Annotated in this window: 17 protein-coding genes; 6 read left to right on the plus strand and 11 right to left on the minus strand. The window is 37.6% G+C overall.

Going from position 1 to position 17,726, the window contains the following annotated elements; genetic code table 11:
* Positions 1 to 255: 255 nt before the first annotated feature.
* From NG55_RS13450 to NG55_RS13470, 5 genes are all read right to left on the minus strand, one after another.
* Entirely contained in the window at positions 256 to 1,665 is a 1,410-nt protein-coding gene (locus tag NG55_RS13450; protein ID WP_016541678.1) for a hypothetical protein, read from the minus strand.
* Positions 1,666 to 1,927: 262 nt separating this feature from the next.
* Entirely contained in the window at positions 1,928 to 3,316 is a 1,389-nt protein-coding gene (locus NG55_RS13455; protein ID WP_065343545.1) for a hypothetical protein, read from the minus strand.
* A gap of 576 nt (positions 3,317 to 3,892) precedes the next feature.
* Entirely contained in the window at positions 3,893 to 5,284 is a 1,392-nt protein-coding gene (locus tag NG55_RS13460; protein WP_065343546.1) for a hypothetical protein, read from the minus strand.
* A gap of 262 nt (positions 5,285 to 5,546) precedes the next feature.
* Positions 5,547 to 6,116: a dCTP deaminase gene (dcd, locus tag NG55_RS13465; protein WP_003653416.1), complete on the minus strand. Its 570-nt coding sequence runs from the start codon at positions 6,114 to 6,116 to the stop codon at positions 5,547 to 5,549.
* A 106-nt stretch (positions 6,117 to 6,222) separates the two neighbouring features.
* Positions 6,223 to 6,816, minus strand: coding sequence for a LysE family translocator (locus NG55_RS13470; RefSeq protein WP_016541675.1), 594 nt, complete (start codon positions 6,814 to 6,816; stop codon positions 6,223 to 6,225).
* 317 nt (positions 6,817 to 7,133) lie between these two features.
* Here NG55_RS13470 and NG55_RS13475 point away from each other — a divergent pair, with 317 nt between their 5' ends.
* Positions 7,134 to 7,691, plus strand: coding sequence for a DUF2062 domain-containing protein (locus NG55_RS13475; protein WP_065343547.1), 558 nt, complete (start codon positions 7,134 to 7,136; stop codon positions 7,689 to 7,691).
* A gap of 24 nt (positions 7,692 to 7,715) precedes the next feature.
* Here the strand turns inward: NG55_RS13475 and NG55_RS13480 are convergent, their stop codons facing one another.
* Positions 7,716 to 8,591, minus strand: coding sequence for a 5'-methylthioadenosine/S-adenosylhomocysteine nucleosidase (locus NG55_RS13480; protein WP_171257978.1), 876 nt, complete (start codon positions 8,589 to 8,591; stop codon positions 7,716 to 7,718).
* A 145-nt stretch (positions 8,592 to 8,736) separates the two neighbouring features.
* Entirely contained in the window at positions 8,737 to 9,966 is a 1,230-nt protein-coding gene (gene apbC / locus NG55_RS13485) for an iron-sulfur cluster carrier protein ApbC (protein WP_016541672.1), read from the minus strand.
* Between the two features lie 265 nt (positions 9,967 to 10,231).
* Between apbC and NG55_RS13490 the strand changes: the two genes are divergently transcribed.
* The gene (locus tag NG55_RS13490; protein WP_016541671.1) at positions 10,232 to 10,912 is read left to right on the plus strand and encodes a hypothetical protein; all 681 of its coding nucleotides are present in this window, start codon (positions 10,232 to 10,234) and stop codon (positions 10,910 to 10,912) included.
* A 94-nt stretch (positions 10,913 to 11,006) separates the two neighbouring features.
* On the opposite strand, the gene NG55_RS13495 is transcribed toward NG55_RS13490, so the two are convergent.
* Entirely contained in the window at positions 11,007 to 11,456 is a 450-nt protein-coding gene (locus tag NG55_RS13495; protein ID WP_016541670.1) for a hypothetical protein, read from the minus strand.
* Between the two features lie 189 nt (positions 11,457 to 11,645).
* On the minus strand, positions 11,646 to 12,182 hold the full coding sequence (locus NG55_RS13500; RefSeq protein ID WP_065343548.1) for a GNAT family N-acetyltransferase: 537 nt from the start codon (positions 12,180 to 12,182) through the stop codon (positions 11,646 to 11,648).
* 109 nt (positions 12,183 to 12,291) lie between these two features.
* Between NG55_RS13500 and NG55_RS13505 the strand changes: the two genes are divergently transcribed.
* A complete protein-coding gene (locus NG55_RS13505) occupies positions 12,292 to 12,789 on the plus strand; it encodes a hypothetical protein (protein ID WP_023270716.1) in 498 nt (165 codons plus the stop codon).
* A 53-nt stretch (positions 12,790 to 12,842) separates the two neighbouring features.
* Here the strand turns inward: NG55_RS13505 and NG55_RS13510 are convergent, their stop codons facing one another.
* Both NG55_RS13510 and NG55_RS13515 read right to left on the minus strand, forming a co-directional pair.
* Positions 12,843 to 13,301 carry a hypothetical protein gene (locus NG55_RS13510; protein ID WP_065343549.1) on the minus strand — a complete coding sequence of 153 codons (459 nt, stop codon included), beginning with the start codon at positions 13,299 to 13,301 and terminating at the stop codon, positions 12,843 to 12,845.
* A gap of 59 nt (positions 13,302 to 13,360) precedes the next feature.
* On the minus strand, positions 13,361 to 13,816 hold the full coding sequence (locus NG55_RS13515) for a hypothetical protein (protein ID WP_065343550.1): 456 nt from the start codon (positions 13,814 to 13,816) through the stop codon (positions 13,361 to 13,363).
* 202 nt (positions 13,817 to 14,018) lie between these two features.
* Here NG55_RS13515 and metG point away from each other — a divergent pair, with 202 nt between their 5' ends.
* The 3 genes from metG to NG55_RS13530 all read left to right on the plus strand — a co-directional run bounded on the left by metG (position 14,019) and on the right by NG55_RS13530 (position 17,707).
* The gene (gene metG / locus NG55_RS13520) at positions 14,019 to 16,076 is read left to right on the plus strand and encodes a methionine--tRNA ligase (RefSeq protein ID WP_065343551.1); all 2,058 of its coding nucleotides are present in this window, start codon (positions 14,019 to 14,021) and stop codon (positions 16,074 to 16,076) included.
* Positions 16,077 to 16,154: 78 nt separating this feature from the next.
* The gene (locus tag NG55_RS13525; RefSeq protein ID WP_065343552.1) at positions 16,155 to 16,553 is read left to right on the plus strand and encodes a hypothetical protein; all 399 of its coding nucleotides are present in this window, start codon (positions 16,155 to 16,157) and stop codon (positions 16,551 to 16,553) included.
* The gene (locus NG55_RS13530) at positions 16,550 to 17,707 is read left to right on the plus strand and encodes a hypothetical protein (protein WP_065343553.1); all 1,158 of its coding nucleotides are present in this window, start codon (positions 16,550 to 16,552) and stop codon (positions 17,705 to 17,707) included. Before NG55_RS13525 ends, NG55_RS13530 begins: the two co-directional genes overlap by 4 nt.
* Positions 17,708 to 17,726 lie beyond the last annotated feature (19 nt).

A 17,726-nucleotide genomic window follows, 5' to 3' on the forward strand; every position in this document is an offset into this window, starting at 1 on the left:
TTTAAATCCTGAAAGTTTAAATAAGACTCTTATCCCCATAAGATGACTTATAAAAACGTAATGGCTTCATCCGATGCCATTCAATAACTCAGCTTAATATAAACTAAATTTTTGTTAAACCATAAACACAATCCGATAAAAATGACCCATAAAGGTAAATTGATTTCAATGCAGTAGATGATAAACAAGGACAGGACTTTTCTAATAGGAAAATAAAAAAGCAGCCGAAGCTGCCTTGCGAATTCATCAAAAACTTTAGCAAAACTTCAATGTACCATAACAGTTAGGTGTAAATTTCTGGGTGGCTAACTCTAAATCGGTTAACCCCATTTGCGGACGTGTCGCATACTGAAGATCGACAGTCCCAACTGGAATATCACTGCCAAATAGACATTCGCTTGCTAAATTATCTCCACACTGAATTCGCCCTTCTTTCGTTTTTAAAAATGCACTGACCTGCCTAAAGGCCTCATTCAATGTTGCTTTAGGAATATCCACAGAGAGAGCGGGTTCAATAAATCCAATATCAATTGGATTAGTAAATTCCAACCACCAACCACTTTGAGAAATAGAGTTATTATTGGTCCATTGGATATTTTGAGACTGGAGTGATAAAGATGCGGCAGTCCCATTCAAGCTTGCTTTATGGAAATAACCCAAATTCTCATTGATCGCCACATCAACTGTTAAGTTTTCAATTGTACCAGTAACATTTTTTCCAGTTAGCGGCACATTAATAAAACCAAGAGCTCTAGCAGTCGCATCAATTGTTCCAGTCAAGGAAATATCGCGAACATACGCTGTCGCTTTTAATGGTGCATTGGTAATTCGCTTACCTTCAATCGGTTGCTGCCCTAAAATCAAATCACCTTTTAAAGTATTACTGCCGCTGGCTTTATCTCGTAAATTTAAGTTGTAGTTGGTTGTGGTAAATGGAATATTACCTAGACCAACCAAGGTACAACAGACTTCACCAGAAATGGCATCATATCCATCCGACTGCTTTAATGTTCCTTTACCAGCCTCTCCTGAAACAAGACTTGTACCGAAGCCATTTACATTGGCAATACCCGTAGTTGCTGCGATTTGCATATAGCCGCTGAGTGAGTTAATGCCACTCTTTTGAGCACCATTCTCTAGACCAAATGTAATCAATCCCAATGCTTTTTCAGCACTTAAATTCAGCCCGACCACCTGACGTGTAGATGCTTTATCTGGATTCTTAATTGCAAATTCAATAAATGGATTGGTTAATACCGCAGATGAACCTGCACGAGCCGCACGATCTGCCGCGCTATCCGAGTTTGAGGTCGCTGAATTACCTAAACCGCTGAGGCTAAGATAATCAATATCTATGTCACAACCACCTGGCCCATTGACACCACCACAGCCCAATTGAAGTTTTTTAATATTTACATTGAGTTCCATTTCAGCTTCTAAACCGAGTTTATAGAACCCTATGCTTTTATCCCCACCAAGACGATGTGTTTCTTGATTTGCAAGATCATTCGGGGAAATATACGACAAACTCATTAATGCCTGCCCTGTTGTTGCAGACAGCTCACTATCGGTCATACTTTGCATTGTATTGGACGCGGCATATGCTGAATTTAAGCACAGACCAATAGTTCCCAAAAAAAATATAGATAAATGTTTATTTTTCATTATAGAAATCCATTTAAATCCTTAACATTTAAATAAGATGCTTACCCCTAAAAGATTCGCTTATTAAAATGCTTCAGTTTCATTTTATGATCTTAAAGTCATCACAATATAAACTAAAATATTGTTAAATAATAAACAAAATCCGATAAAATGACCTATAAAGGTAAATTAATTTCAATTTAATAAAGGTCAAATCATCATATTATTTTTCTTAAAAAAATAAAAAAGCAGCCTAAGCTGCTTTCATTTTATTTAAATTACACTAACAGAACTTTAATGTGCCATAACAGTTTGGCGTAAAGTTCTGAGTCGCTAACTGTAAATCTGTTAAGCCCATTTGTGGTCGTGTTGCATTAACTAAATTGACTGTACCTGTTGGAATAGTATCACCAAAAAGACAGTTTAACACCCCAAAGGTACCACAGTTAATTGGGTTATCATTCAAATACTTAGAGACTTGCGCAAAAGCTTCATTCAGTGTTGCTTTAGGAATATCGACATTTAAAGTTGGTTGAATAAATCCGATATCAATAGGATTACTAAACTCTAACCACCAACCATTTTGAGACACCGATTTGTTATTCGTCCATTGAATATTTTGAGACTGTAACGATAATGACGCAGCGGTACCATTCAAATCTGCTTTATGGAAATAACCGAGATTTTCACTAATCGCCACATCAACCAACAAATTCTGAATCGTACCTGTAACCTGTCTATCCAATTTTAACCCGATTGCATTTGCCACAATATTCCCACTCAGATCAATATCACGTACTTTTGCAGTCGCCGTTAAATTTGCAGTACTAATACGTTTTCCTGTAATTGCCTGCTGCCCTAAAGTTAAGTCACCTTTTAAGATATTACTTCCTGTGGCTTTATCCCGAAGATTAAGTGTATAAGAATCGGTTGTAAAATTAATCGTAGGTACACAAAGCAAAGGTAAACTACATACCTTACCTGTAATTGGATCATAACCGTCTGATTGATTCAAAGTACTTTTTCCAGCCTCTCCAGACACTAAGCTGTTACCAAAACCATTGACATTGGCAAGCCCTGTAGTTGCAGCAATTTCCATATAACCACTGAGTGAATTAATACCCGTTTTGGTAGCACCATTTTCCAGACCAAAGGTAATTAAACCCAATGCCTTTTCAGCACTTAGATTAAGACCGACCACTTGACGAGTTGAAGCTTTATCTGGATTTTTAATAGCAAATTCAATAAATGGATTGGTAAGTACGGCAGATGAGCCTGCACGCGCTGCTCGGTCTGCATCGCTATCTGTATTGGATGTCGCAGAATTACCTAAACCGCTCAAACTCAGATAATCAATGTCAATATCACAACCACCCGTCCCATTGACGCCACCACAGCCCAATTGAAGCTTTTTAATATTCACATTGAGTTCCATTTCAGCTTCTAATCCTAATTTATAGAAACCGATGGTGTTATCACCACCTGCACGTTGCGCCTCTTTATTGGCTAAATCTGTGGGTGATATATAAGACAAGCTCATTAAGGCCTGCCCAGTTGTTGCAGACAGCTCACTATCCGTCATACTTTTCAAGGTGCTCGTCGTCGCATATGCAGGATTAACAAAAACTCCGACCATCCCTAAAAAAATTATGGATAAACCTTTATTTTTCATTTAAAAAATCCTTTTTTTAATTCTAGATATTAGTTCCAAACAATTTTTTGCATCGCACTAACTGAGTAGACAAAGAATTAGTAAACTAATAATCAACCCTATATCCACTTTCACTATAAACCCGAAAAGTGTTAAATAATATACAATTCATGACAGAAATAGCCCATAAAGGTAAAGATTTGTCACAGAAAAAATAATAGTAATAAATATCAAATAGATCATTAAGCCTAAAGAAAAATAAAAAAATGAAAGAATTTGAGGTAAATAATTGCAGTGCCATTCACCAACACTTAGATCAAACAATAATCAAGACGATTTATAAAATACTTCATCTGAATACACGCATGCACAAAGCTTTGTGGGCCTGTTTTGAAAATATCCAATAGGATATTTGGGAAGAAATGATGAATGATGCAGAATAGCGCTGAAAATTAACAATCAAGCTTAAAGTCTTATATCCCCCAAGCAGACCACTCTAAGCAATTAAATTTTTTATAAAATTTATAACCTAGAGTTAACATATTAAAATATATAAATAAAAGCAGCCTAAGCTGCTTTTTACTACTCAATATAAAACTAGCAGAATTTTAAAGTGCCATAACAGTTTGGCGTAAAGTTTTGAGTCGCCAATTGCAAATCGGTTAAGCCCATCTGTGGCCGAGTTGCATTGATTAAATTCACGGTACCGACTGGAACGGTATCACCTAAAAGACAATTTAACGCCCCCAATGCCCCACAATCAATCGGGTGATCATTCAAATACTGAGACACTTGCGCAAAAGCTTCATTTAACGTGGCTTTAGGGATATCTACATTAAAAGTTGGTTGAATAAATCCGATATCAATTGGATTGCTAAACTCTAACCACCAACCATTTTGAGACACTGATTTGTTATTCGTCCATTGAATATTTTGAGACTGTAAAGAAAGTGAAGCTGCAGTTCCATTTAAATCTGCTTTATGGAAATAACCGAGATTTTCACTAATTGCCACATCAACCAGCAAGTTCTGAATCGTACCCGTCACCTGTTTATCTAGGTTCAGTCCAATTGCTCTTGCCACAATATTTCCACTCAAATCAATATCCCGTACTTTCGCAGTCGCCGCCAAATTTGCAGTGTTAATGCGTTTGCCTGTAATAGCTTGTTGCCCTAAAGCTAAGTCTCCTTTTAAAATATTACTTCCTGTGGCTTTATCTCGAAGATTGAGTGCATAAGATGTGGTTTCAAAATCAATCGTTGGTATACAGAGTAGAGGTGTTGAACAAATTTTGCCTGTAATTGGATTATAACCATCTGACTGATTCAAAGTGCCTCTATCCGCCTCTCCCGCCACTTGACTGTTACCGAAACCATTAACATTGGCAACACCAGTGGTTGCAGCAATTTCCATATAGCCACTGAGTGAATTAATTCCACTCTTTTCAGGGCCATTTTCCAGCCCAAACGTAATTAAACCCAATGCCTTTTCAGCACTTAAGTTTAAGCCTACAACCTGTCGAGTAGAGGCTTTATCTGGATTTTTAATTGCAAACTCGATAAATGGATTGCTTAACACGGCGGATGAACCTACACGGGCAGCACGATCAGCGGCGCTATCTGTATTTGAAGTCGCCGAATTGCCTAAACCACTCAGACTAATATAATCAATATCAATATCACAGCCACCTGCTCCATTGACACCACCACATCCCAATTGAAGGCTTTTGATATTTACATTAAGTTCCATTTCGGCTTCCAAACCGAGCTTATAGAAACCAATGCTATTATCTCCACCGATGCGTTGTGCTTCTTTATTGGCTAAATCAGTGGGTGAAATATAAGACATACTCAGTAATGCCTGTCCCGCTGCTTCAGACAGCTCACTATCCGTCATACTTTTCAATGTACTCGTCGTGGCATATGCAAAATTTAAGCATGAACTGCTGAACAAAAGCATTGCTAGATGAAGAGATTTAAACTGTCGCATGACCGACCTCCGTGTTTAAAACATCCATATTTGTTTATTTTTATAATGTCTTATATCAACCACAGACAGGGTTCTAATCTATTTACACGCTGTGAGCTGGTATAAAAACAAATCGTTTTTTAATTATATTTTAATTATTATTAAATACAAGTTTAATTTAACTTAACAAATTAGGCCATAAATATTGTATTTGTTTAAACAGATCACATAAAAAAAAGCTCACCCTATTTTCACAGAGTGAGCTTTTTTTTATGTATCGTTATTAAGTTTTCGGTAAAGTCACACCTGTTTGACCTTGATATTTACCGCCACGATCTTTATATGAGGTTTCACACACTTCGTCGCTTTCAAAGAACAACATCTGTGCAACACCTTCACCCGCATAAATACGCGCTGGCAAATTGGTTGTATTTGAGAACTCTAGGGTAACGTGACCTTCCCACTCAGGCTCTAACGGCGTTACGTTCACGATAATCCCGCAACGCGCATAAGTCGACTTACCTAAGCAAACAGTTAAAACATTACGTGGAATACGGAAGTACTCAATCGTACGCGCCAAAGCAAATGAGTTCGGCGGAATGATACATACATCAGATTCGATATCGATAAAGCTTTTGTCATCGAAATTTTTCGGGTCAACAATTGCTGAATGAACGTTAGTGAACACTTTAAATTCACGTGCACAACGGACATCGTAGCCATAGCTCGATACCCCATAAGAAATCAACTTTTCTCCGTTTTCATCAAAACGAACTTGATTCTCTGCATAAGGTTCAATCATGCCGTGTTTTTCGCTCATTTCACGAATCCAACGATCAGATTTTATTGCCATGACTTTTTATCCATAGACGAAGTTAATAATTGGCGAGTACTTTAACGTAAAATGGTATCAATGAAAACAACAGCACTATCCTGTTATAGGGATAACGCTGCCAAAGTTATAAATTGATTAATGCTGAATAGCTAATCGGAATGGCAAAAGCCATCAGAACGACAGACGCAGTGCGCTGTAATTTTGATTGAGATAACCATGCAACTTTATTGGTTGCTAACATTGCACCGACAGAAATCCAAAATAATGCAATGGGCAAAATCAAGCCGACAAAAGTACTCATATGTGCCATGTAAATCTCTTGGCTTTTCCATGCAGCAACGGGAAATATCGCTGAAGCAAATAACAATGCTTTTGGATTAAGCAAGGTTGCACATAACAACTCTCTAGGTCGAATGGTCGGTTGATTTAAAGCCACTTCTTGGTTGGCAGTGCGCCATAATTTAATCGCAAGAAAGACGATATAACCCGCACTTAATAATTTCAGAAAAATCGGTAAAGCTGGTAAGGTGGCAGAAACTTTACCAATCAACATTCCCCATGCACTAATTGCAATGATATAGCCAACCGCTTCCGCTGGAATCAATAATAAAGATCGACGCAAGCCCACCTGAATACCAGAAGATGCCAATAAGGTGTTGGTAGGGCCAGGAGTCAGCAAAATGGTAATGACTAAACCAATAAAGAACCATGAAATCATTGAATGACCTCACTAGAAGATATTTTTCAGATTAATCCAATTCACAAGCCATAGCAAAAAAACAACTGTAAACAGTTATGACCAAAAACAATATAAACAACTGTTTTAACTATATTTTATGAATTACAAGTTGACTCTACTCAACAGTCACAGCATAAAAACCGTCTATTTAAAATACAAGAAATGTAAGCTATTCATCGGAGGCCTATGATTAGTGCAATAATGTCTGTCAGTATTTTAAGTTTTCACTAAGTAAATCGTGTTATTTTCTATACAATTTCCTGTTTATCTGTTCAATTGGGTTTATTTCCGCGTTTATGCCTAAGCAATTCTTTCACAAGTGGCTGCCTTCATCAGAGAAAGTCGCGAGCTTAAAGCTGATGAAAATTTTTGGTGACCGCGCCTTGAATCCATTGCTTTGGTATGTGAATCGTCGCTCAATTGCAAAAGCCATGTTTATAGGCACCTTTTGGGGAATTTTGCCTGTTCCATTTCATAGCTTATTCATCATTTTAACGGTGTTATTTTTTGAAGTGAACTTGCCGATTGGCCTCTGTATGGCATGGCTCACCAATCCGTTTACCGTGGTGCCAATTCTTTATTTGGGCTTTTGGTTTGGGACAAAAATTTATCACGTCAATATGATCAATAAAGAGATGTTGCTTGGAGTGTTACATCAGATTTTAAACTGGATTAAAAACTTTGGGCATGGTCATATAGATTTTAGTTTGGCCAAGATCTTAGTTTCTGGCCTAATGATTGAAGCTGTTTTATTTGCCATTTTATTTTATTTAGCGACTCACCTGCTGTGGCGCTGGATCGTGATTCGCAGCTGGCGCAAACGTGAAAAACAACAGCGAGAAGAAACCATTTAAATGATTTCTTCTCGATCACATTAATTATTTAGCGTCTGCTTTCGCCTTCATATATTGCTCAGCCACCTCAAGCGCATAGTCCTGACACGCTTCGCCTGTTGCAGGGTCATAGGCACCATTATTGGTAATATTATTCGATAAGATACGCACCCCAAGGAATGGTACTTTGAACTGTTGCGCGATTTGCGCCACCGATGCTGCTTCCATTTCCTCTACAGAAGTTCCGTATTTGGTATGGAAAAAGTTGATACGATCCAGTTCATTATTCCAGGTATCTGCTGAACCGATAGTGCCTTCAACGACTTGTCCTTTGCTGTAATGCACTTTAGCTTTATAGGCAGCGACCAGTAACTCCTTATCCCCTTCGAATTTACGAATCGCAATCGGTTCTGGATCAGACTCATCTTCTGGTAAGACATCAAAGGCTTCATTCCACTCCAGTGAATTAGAACCACCACCAATTGGCTTATTTGGGGTTTTAAATGCACCAATATTGGTGGTGTATTTGCCCAGTACAATATCAAATACCTTTAAGTCTGGATCATGACCACCCGAAGTACCCTGATTGATAATCGCAATCGGTTGATAATGCTGAATTGCAATGGCAGTCGCTGCGGCCGAGTTGCTCATGCCCATACGGGTTTTAGACACCACCATTGGATAGCCTTTATAAGTGCCTTTCCAGAATTTCCAGCCGCCGATAGTTTCTACAGTCACATTGTCTAGTTTTGATGCCATTCGCTCTGATTCAACTGGTAATGCACCTTGGATCACAATCGGCTGTAATTTCGCTTGTTCTTGAGGTTGAGTCGAATTTGAATTGCCATCACCATTACATGCCCCTAAAAATAGAGCCGTACATACACTGGCGATACCGATAAAATATTTAACTTGCATCATTAACCTGTCTTAAAAAAGAAACCCTATACAAAGCAAGTAACGTACCTACTTTGCTGTTAAGGTGAGTTTTGAAATGGACTAAATAAAAAGTGATTTACTTTAGAAAGCAAAAACCCAACATCAGCATGTTGGGTTTTCTGTGTACTTAGAAAATACGTTTATCGTCTTTCTGACGTTTTGGTAACTTCTCCATTTGTTGCAACACAGCTTGTGCAATATTGAGATAACTGTCTGCGGCTGCATCTTTTGCGATCACACTTGGTGTGCCTTTATCTGCATGTTCACGGATTTTAGCATCTAAAGGTAGATGACCAAGTAAAGGAATATGATATTGCTCAGATAACAGATCACCACCGCCTGTGCCAAAAATCTGCTCTTCATGACCGCAATTTGAACAGATATGCGTGGACATATTTTCAATCACACCAAGTACTGGAATATTCACTTTATTGAATAATTCAATACCCTTGGTTGCATCCATTAACGCCACATTTTGCGGCGTGGTCACAATCACTGCACCCGTCACAGGAATACGTTGTGCCAGAGTCAGTTGGATATCGCCTGTACCGGGTGGCATATCAATCACCAGTACATCTAGATCAGGCCATAAAGTCTGATTGAATAACTGCATCAATGCACCTGTTGCTTTCGGGCCACGCCATGCCACAGGTGTATTGTGGGCACCAATTAAATGCCCAATCGACAGTACCGCCATGCCATACGCATCTAAAGGTACGAAGTGCTCATTTTCAATCTGTGGCGTTCTACCGGCATTACCCAACATGGTTGGAATGCTTGGACCATAAATATCGGCATCCAACACACCGACTTTTAGACCGAGTTGTTGCAATGCAAGTGCCAGATTCACCGTGGTGGTTGATTTACCTACTCCACCTTTACCAGATGAAACCACAATCACATTTTGAATACGTGGATGTGCTGCTACATCGCGTTGTTGTGGTGCCGCTTTTTGAATCGGTGGATTGTTCGGATCAGCTTCTGCTTGAGGAGAAGCATCCATCACAGGGGGTAAATTGCTATTTCCTGCTTTTGGCTTAGATGAGCAACTATGGCCAGCCTCACCATGTGCCGCATGTTTTTGTTGAATAATATGTAAGTTTAATTCTTGGATACCACACTTTTCCAAAGCTTCGGCCAGTTCATCATGGATTTGCTGTAAATGATCTTTTTCTTCAGGAAAGGTATTCACAGTAAGTTGTAAAATACGACCTTGTACATTGACTTGGCTGATACGATCTTTCAGCGCATTGTCTGAATGTGGCAGTACATAACTTTGTAGAACTGTTTGAATCTCGTCTTCCTTCACTTCTTGTGCTGGTGAAAAAACAGATTTTAAGGAAGAAAGCCACGACATTTTGTTTACTCCAAAAACAGATCAACATTTCACTGAGTTTGGCTAGTTTAGCAGTATTGAAGAATGGACGCTCATATCAAAACAGATAATTGCTCATTTTTTATAGCAACTTTTCTGCTTTAAATTTCAATCTGCAGCAACTGATACTTGTCACAGGATCGGGTTATATTGTTAAGCTAATCATGCCGATGATAAAAAAATACCAGATTGTTCTTTTATCATATGCTGTGCCACATGATGCTTATGCTTAACTTGGGAGGGTTTAATGACACGATATTATTTAGTGATATGTAGTTTATTTGCTTGCTTCCCGCTATTTGCCCAAGAATCGATTCATCGTGCTGTTTATCAATTGCCGCCACAAACAGAAATCGTGGTAAATAAGCACAAAGATCAAGCTGCGTCATCGGAAATTAAGGTCTCGATTCGAATTAGCCCAGAAAAAAACGGATTAAAGATTCAACTATTCAAAGCAAGCAATTCAGACATACTTAATCGCCATGCCTTAGCGCTTGCGCAACAGATAAAGCCAGAGGATTTACCTACTCAGGAGACCTCGGCAGAACAGCGTGATCACACGAACAGACGCCTGTTCTCAAACTATGAGCAAGTTTATTCTTTTATTTCCATGCAAGATCAAGCTGTTACACAACGTATTCGACGGGTTGCCTCACCGTCTTCCTTAACTGAAATGGCCTGTTTGCTTTTACAAAAAAGTGTTCCATTAGAAGGTGAATCTTTCAGATTGAATGTAAAACTCTACATAGATAAAGAAGGCAAAATACACCAGCAACAGACTCAGCCAGTCTTAGAAAAATCATTAATGAATCAGCTTTTTCCTGATCAAAAACGCACTCAGCCCTTTTATAAAATTTTCGATCTAGAACGCCAACAATATACCGATATGTCCATCAATCAACCCGTTCGATTCATTTGCACGGCCTGATAGACAACAATTATAAAAGATTCAAATAAAAATCCTCAAACATATCTTACATATGTTTGAGGAATATCTTTAGTCAATCCTTCGGTTAGCAAGCTTAACCTTTGAATTTATTGATGGTATCCGTTGCAGCTTTCTTTAAATCATCCAGCTTATGACTGGCTTGAGCTTTTAGATCATCAAATTTGGCAGCCGCTTCATCTTTCAATTCAGCAGCTTTGGCTTTGGCATCATCTAATTTATGACCAGCTTCTTCTTTAAAGTGATCAAACTTATCTTGAACTGCGTGTTGGGTATCTTCAAGTTTGGCCTTAAGATCATCCACTTTATTTGAAACCGCCTCTTTACCTTCAGCATTTTGCTCAGAAACATCTTTCTTGAGATCATCAAGGGCTTTTTCGCCTTTTAACTTTAATTCCTCTGCGGAATGCTTTAAGTCATCAACTGCTTTTTCACCTTGTAACTGAGCTTCTTTTGCTTTGTATTTTAAGTCATTACCCAATTCTGCTGCTTGGTCTTTTAATTCATCAAGTTTTTCGTTTGTCATGGTATTTCCTCACTCTATAGGTAAAAAACATATTGTTTGGATCAACCTTAGTTATACCGTGTTTGGAGTTTTTTTTTGCCCATTGCTGCAAATTGAAACAAATGGGATACAGGAAGATTCAATTAATTGCGGATTGTTAAAGCTATTCATTTTCAGATATAAAAATCATATAAATGAATAACATCCTATTTATTCAATAAAATCATGTCTTAGAATTTCATACAGCACATGCCAGCTTAAGGGATGCTCTGTCGCTAAAGCGGGATGCTGAAATTCAGACACTTTTTGCATCTTTAATTTTCGCATCACAGCTTGTGATTTAGCATTTTCCAAAGTGGTAAAGGCAACCACTTTCTCCAATTTCAATTGATCAAAAGCAAATGCAAGTGCCGCTTGAGCCGCTTCTGGTGCATAACCTTGTCCCCAATAAGCCTGATCGAGTCGCCATCCAATTTCCACACACGGCGAAAATGAAAATTGTGTCGGTTGGTCATGTAAACCAGTAAAACCAATAAATTGCTGGTTGTGTTTTAATTCAACCGCCCAAAAACCCCAGCCTTGCGTGTCGATAATTGATTTCATTTTATCAATCATGGCATCACTTTCTGCTCGAGTCAGGAGTTTAGGAAAATATTCCATCACCTGTGGATGAGTACCCATTGCGGCAAAGGAAGCATAGTCCTCTGCTTGCCACTGTCTTAAACGTAGTCGGGCTGTTTCGATCATTTTTACAACCAATAAATTTGTATTAAAAACTATTAACAATATAAGGAGATAGTTCGGATATACTTCCGCAATATCTCAATCATAGACCTCGTTGTCAGAATTACCTAATATGAATGAAAATGAACTTTTAGAAATTCAGCAGGAACTTCAAGCCCAAGAAAAACGCTTGAACTACATTCTTTCAAGTAAAAGAAGAATCCAGAACATGATTCTTTCGTTTGAAAAGGATCTTGCTGAACAGTTAATTCCAGTTATTGATCAGCAAAGTGACGATAAAGCACCTGTTGAAAGTAGTCTGGCGCTGACCATTTGCTGGAAATTTTCTAAAGCTGAATTTCCTAAAACCGAACATTGGTGCAGTGAACTCAGTATTACTGAGCTTGAGTGCAAAGATGAATTTACGCTGGCACTAAAAGCACAAGCATGGTTAGGAACTTTGGGCAGTGATGAACTTTGGCAGACACCAATGTTTGCTGAAATTACCCTTGATCCGAAAACGGGTGGCTTAAAGAGCTATCACATTCATTTCCTATCTAAAGGAAAGATTATCTCTTTACGAAAGAACTCTAAGCATAGTGTGACCGTTAAACAAATGCAGAGTATGTAATCCTTCGGGATGCATACTTCTCTGAAATACTGTCCACTTAAAGTACTTAACTATTATTTATCTAGAAATTTTTCTATCCCATTGGTTGTAATAAAACCTAACACTAATGGAAATAACATGAATACAAATGAGAGAATTAAAGTTGTAAATAAGGTCAAATCCAAGCTGTGAAAGTTTAAGAAAACAATGCTACTCATAACATAACCAAAAAATAGCAGACCTAAACCTTTAAGTAATTGAGGAGTTTCTACTATTTTTTTTGGTCTCCGTAAGAAATAATAGCTAATGAAATAAAGAAAGCTATGCCATCCAATTAAAATTGGAGTAAACATAATTATCGCCCCAACACCTCTAATCGCTCCATTAGAAAGTGTTTCAGAAGAAAAATGTTGTCCATAAATCAAAAAGCTCCAAACAAAAATCACCATACTGATAGTTGCAACTGTTGCTGAAATAATTGAACGGATACACCACCATCCAAAAGAGATGTTTTCACCATAGTAATTTTTCATTTATTTCCTTTTTTTTATTCATCATAAATATTAATCATTTACACTTATAACTTCTAAAGTTAACTAAAAGCACTTTTATACTGTTTCTTGCACATCAACACATAACAACAATTGGCACTAATACAACCCACTGCAAGTACGGGCAAAACCGCAACAAAAATAAAAAGACTCATGGCCAATGTTTCAAAATCAAAGCCCTTGACCTGATCTTCAAATAAAATTATCAATACTAAGCACATCCATCCCGTAAAAAAGACCAGACTGACTTTAAAGAACTGCACCAAATCAAAAATTTTGCTGGGTAATTTCAATACTGATAGAACAATGACGTAGAAGATAAAAGCAAGCACGACGAGAAATGGGGTGAGATACAGCATCACTTGCATTGCATTGCTGACCACATGCAATAAATGGTTTTGTTGAAAGTTTAAGAACAAACAATACGGAATCACAAAACTAAAAACTGATGTCACACTTGCGCAGAAAGATGCACAAAGCAAATGCCAAGATCTCATTATTGTTTCCTTTATTTATTGACCATGCAGCCATTATCAATAAAGGAAATGTGTTTTGATTGAAGTGCAAGTGAAGCTTTAATGAAGTTCTAGAATAATTAAAAACGAGGCTTGAAAAGATTTCACTGAATCCCTTGTGCAAGTCGGGGCCAAGTCATGTAAAATCATCTGCCTTGCAAATACGAATGAGAGAACAATATCCGTGCGTAAAATTTTAGTCACCAATGCCCTACCTTATGCCAATGGTCCTATCCATATGGGTCACTTACTCGGTTATATCCAAGCAGATATTTGGGTTCGTGCGATGCGTGCAATGGGCCATGATGTGACTTATGTATGTGCGGATGATGCTCACGGTACAGCAATCATGCTACGCGCTGAAGCCAACGGGATTAGCCCAGAACAACAAATTGCCAATGTTCAGAAAGAACATATCCGTGACTTTGATGGTTTTGGCGTACATTTCGATCACTATGATTCAACCAATAGTGATGAGAACAAAGCACGTTCAGAAGAAATCTATATCAAAAACCGTGAAGCAGGCAATATTGCCATTCGTCCTGTTAGCCAGTTATTCGACCCTGAAAAAGGCATGTTCCTGTCTGACCGTTTCATTAAAGGCACATGCCCGAAATGTAAGGCGGAAGATCAATACGGCGATGCTTGTGAAGTATGTGGTACAACCTATAACGCCACCGAATTAGAAAATCCACGCTCAACCTTGAGCGGTGCGACCCCTGTTGAGAAATCATCAGATCATTATTTCTTTAAATTGCCGAATTTCTCAGAATACTTACAGAAATGGACCCGTGACCAAGGTCGTTTACCTGTTTCGATTGCCAACAAACTAGACGAATGGTTTGAGGCGGGTTTGTCAGACTGGGATATTTCGCGTGACGCACCTTATTTTGGTTTTGAAATTCCAGATGCGCCAAACAAATATTTCTACGTTTGGGTCGATGCACCGATTGGTTATATGTCAAGTTTTGAGAACTACATCAAAACTAAACGCCCAGATCTAAGCTTTGATGATTTCTGGAAAAAAGACAGCGATAAAGAAGTCTATCACTTCATTGGTAAAGACATCGTTTACTTCCATGCGCTGTTCTGGCCTGCAATGCTTGAAGGTGCTAACTACCGTACCCCATCAGGTTTATTTGTGAATGGTTTCTTGACCGTGAATGGTCAGAAGATGTCGAAATCTCGCGGTACCTTCATTAAAGCTGAAACCTATTTAGAACATTTAAATCCTGAATATTTACGCTACTACTTTGCGTCTAAGCTGTCTGACAAAGTTGAAGATTCAGATTTAAACCTAGATGACTTCGTTCAAAAAGTGAATTCTGATCTTGTCGGTAAAGTGGTGAATATTGCCAGCCGTTGTGCAAAATTCATTAACACCAACTTCAATAATACGTTGTCAGATACATGTGCAGAGTCTGAACTGGTGCAAAGCTTTATTGATGCCGGTGATTCAATCGCACAGGCTTATGAAGCACGTGAATTCTCGGCAGCAATCCGTGAAATCATGGCGTTGGCTGACCGTGCCAATCAGTACATTGATGAGAAAAAACCGTGGGCACTTGCCAAGCAAGAAGGTCAGGAACAACAAGTTCATGATGTGTGCTCGGTGGGTATTAACTTATTCCGTCAACTTGCGATTTACTTGGCTCCGGTATTGCCAACACTTGCAGCACAAGTTCAAGCCTTCTTACAACTTGAAAGCTTCGACTTTGCATCACGTCAGCAAATTTTGCTTGCACATGAAATTGCGCAATTCCAGCCGTTAATGCAACGTGTTGATGCCAAAGCGGTTGCAGCAATGGTAGATGCCTCTAAAGATTCTTTAGCTGCGGCGGCAGAAGCGCCAAAAGCTGAGAAGAAAAAAGACAAGAAAGCCGAGAAAAAGCCTGAGCCAAAAGTAGGTGAAGCTGAAATCATTGGTATTGAAGATTTCATGAAAGTCGATATTCGTGTAGCAAAAGTATTAGAAGCTGCAACAGTTGAAGGTTCTGATAAATTGCTACAACTAACTTTGGATGTCGGTGAAGCTGAACCGCGTAATGTGTTTAGTGGTATTCGTGAGTTTTATCAGCCAGAAGATCTAAAAGACAAATTGGTGGTGATGGTGGCCAACCTTGCGCCACGTAAAATGCGTTTTGGTATTTCTAACGGTATGGTACTTGCAGCAGGTAATGGCGAAGGGGTTTGGGTGATTTCACCTGAATCTGGCGCAAAACCGGGTGATAAAGTGTCTTAAAAATCAAATATGCATTGCCCTAAAAACTAGATTCATTTAGGATTTAGGGCAAATTTTCTTTTTTATAAAAATATAAATATGCACTTATGTTATCAAGTTAAAGCAGATCATCGAAAACCAAATTGGAAACCTAAAGTTAAGAGCTTATGGACTGCAACTGAATATCATGAAATTGATATTTTTAGTTATGGCTTAATAGAAAACTGGATAACGAGAACATCTAATAAAGAAATAGTTTGGTCTTTCCATCGAGATTCTAATAAAGATACTATTGTGAAAATAGGTGAAGATCATAGAAATAGTAAATTAAAAAATCTAGGTTTAGCTAAATTTACTAAAGATAGTAATAATACTTGGCATGGTTACCCTATTGATCCTGTAACTGATCCTGTTCCAGATGAAGTTATTCAAAAATGGAGTAAGATTATAGGTGTTAAGCTAGCTCAGCGTATCAATCAAGGGAAAGTTAACATATGAATTTTGTTAAAGTCAAAATTGAAGGTAATTTCTTAGACTCTTTTCTTTACTCAGGTGTATTATTTACTATTGATATTAATGGAACTCTATTTACGCATAGCTTTAAACATTTAATAAATAGTTTTTCTGAAACGCTAAAATCATCTAAAGAGCAAACTGAGTTAAAAAAATTTATTTTAAATCCATCACAAAGAAGTAATATTCTTGATACAAATACTCCACTTGAATTTATTATTGAACAAAAATTTTTAAGAAAGCATACCATTGGCACTGAATTAAATTTGGGATTTTGGCCCACAGATTTAGATATAAAAAATAATATGATCTATATTTCATCTGAGAAAGGAGTTGAAATTTATCCTTTTTATTGGAGAGATGATGGATCTGTACTTTCTTTCGAGAAGAAAAAAATCCTTTGGAACGAAAGTAAAGTCTTTGGAGTATCAACAGGATCATGGGGAAGAACTATGATTGCTGCTGGAACTGAAGGTGCTTTAGAATTATTTAACCAATATGATTCTGACTTTTCAGAATATCTAGGAGAAATAACTATTCAACCTAGATCTATATCGAATGGTCTTTGGATAGACTGCGAACTAAATAAATATTCAACTCTCTTAGTTTTAAAAGGTATAGATACTCAAGAAACATTGAACTTTGAGAAGACCATTTCAAAAACCCGATTACAAGAACAATTAGAGTCTAAATCTTTAGATGAAGATGAAAAAAGTAATCTAGTTAACAATTTAGTTAGTGATCTAGAAACCTGCCCAACAAACTTATCTTTAGATAATTCTAAAATAATTCAATATTGGTTAAATGATCACACAAATTTAATACATGGTATAGATAAAGACTTAAATAAATATAAATTTGATTCAAAAGCAAAAAAATGGATTGAACTTTACAACACAGATTCTGAAAAAGATCATAACTATAATCCTTCATCCATAGCATATATAAGAGAAGGAATGTTATTTGAAAGTCATGACTCATTATTTTACTCAAAAAATGAGTCCACCAATGAAATCGAAGAAAACTTTATTAGTTGGAGAACTTTTCCTAGATCTAAGAATTACATTAATCACGTTAACATAGTGACTGATGATTTTCTCGATATTTATGCATTTAGCAAATTAGATTTACAAGATTAGTTTTCAACTAAAATCAAAT

The sequence above is a fragment of the Acinetobacter gyllenbergii genome (assembly GCF_001682515.1).
GTDB classification, from domain to species: domain Bacteria; phylum Pseudomonadota; class Gammaproteobacteria; order Pseudomonadales; family Moraxellaceae; genus Acinetobacter; species Acinetobacter gyllenbergii.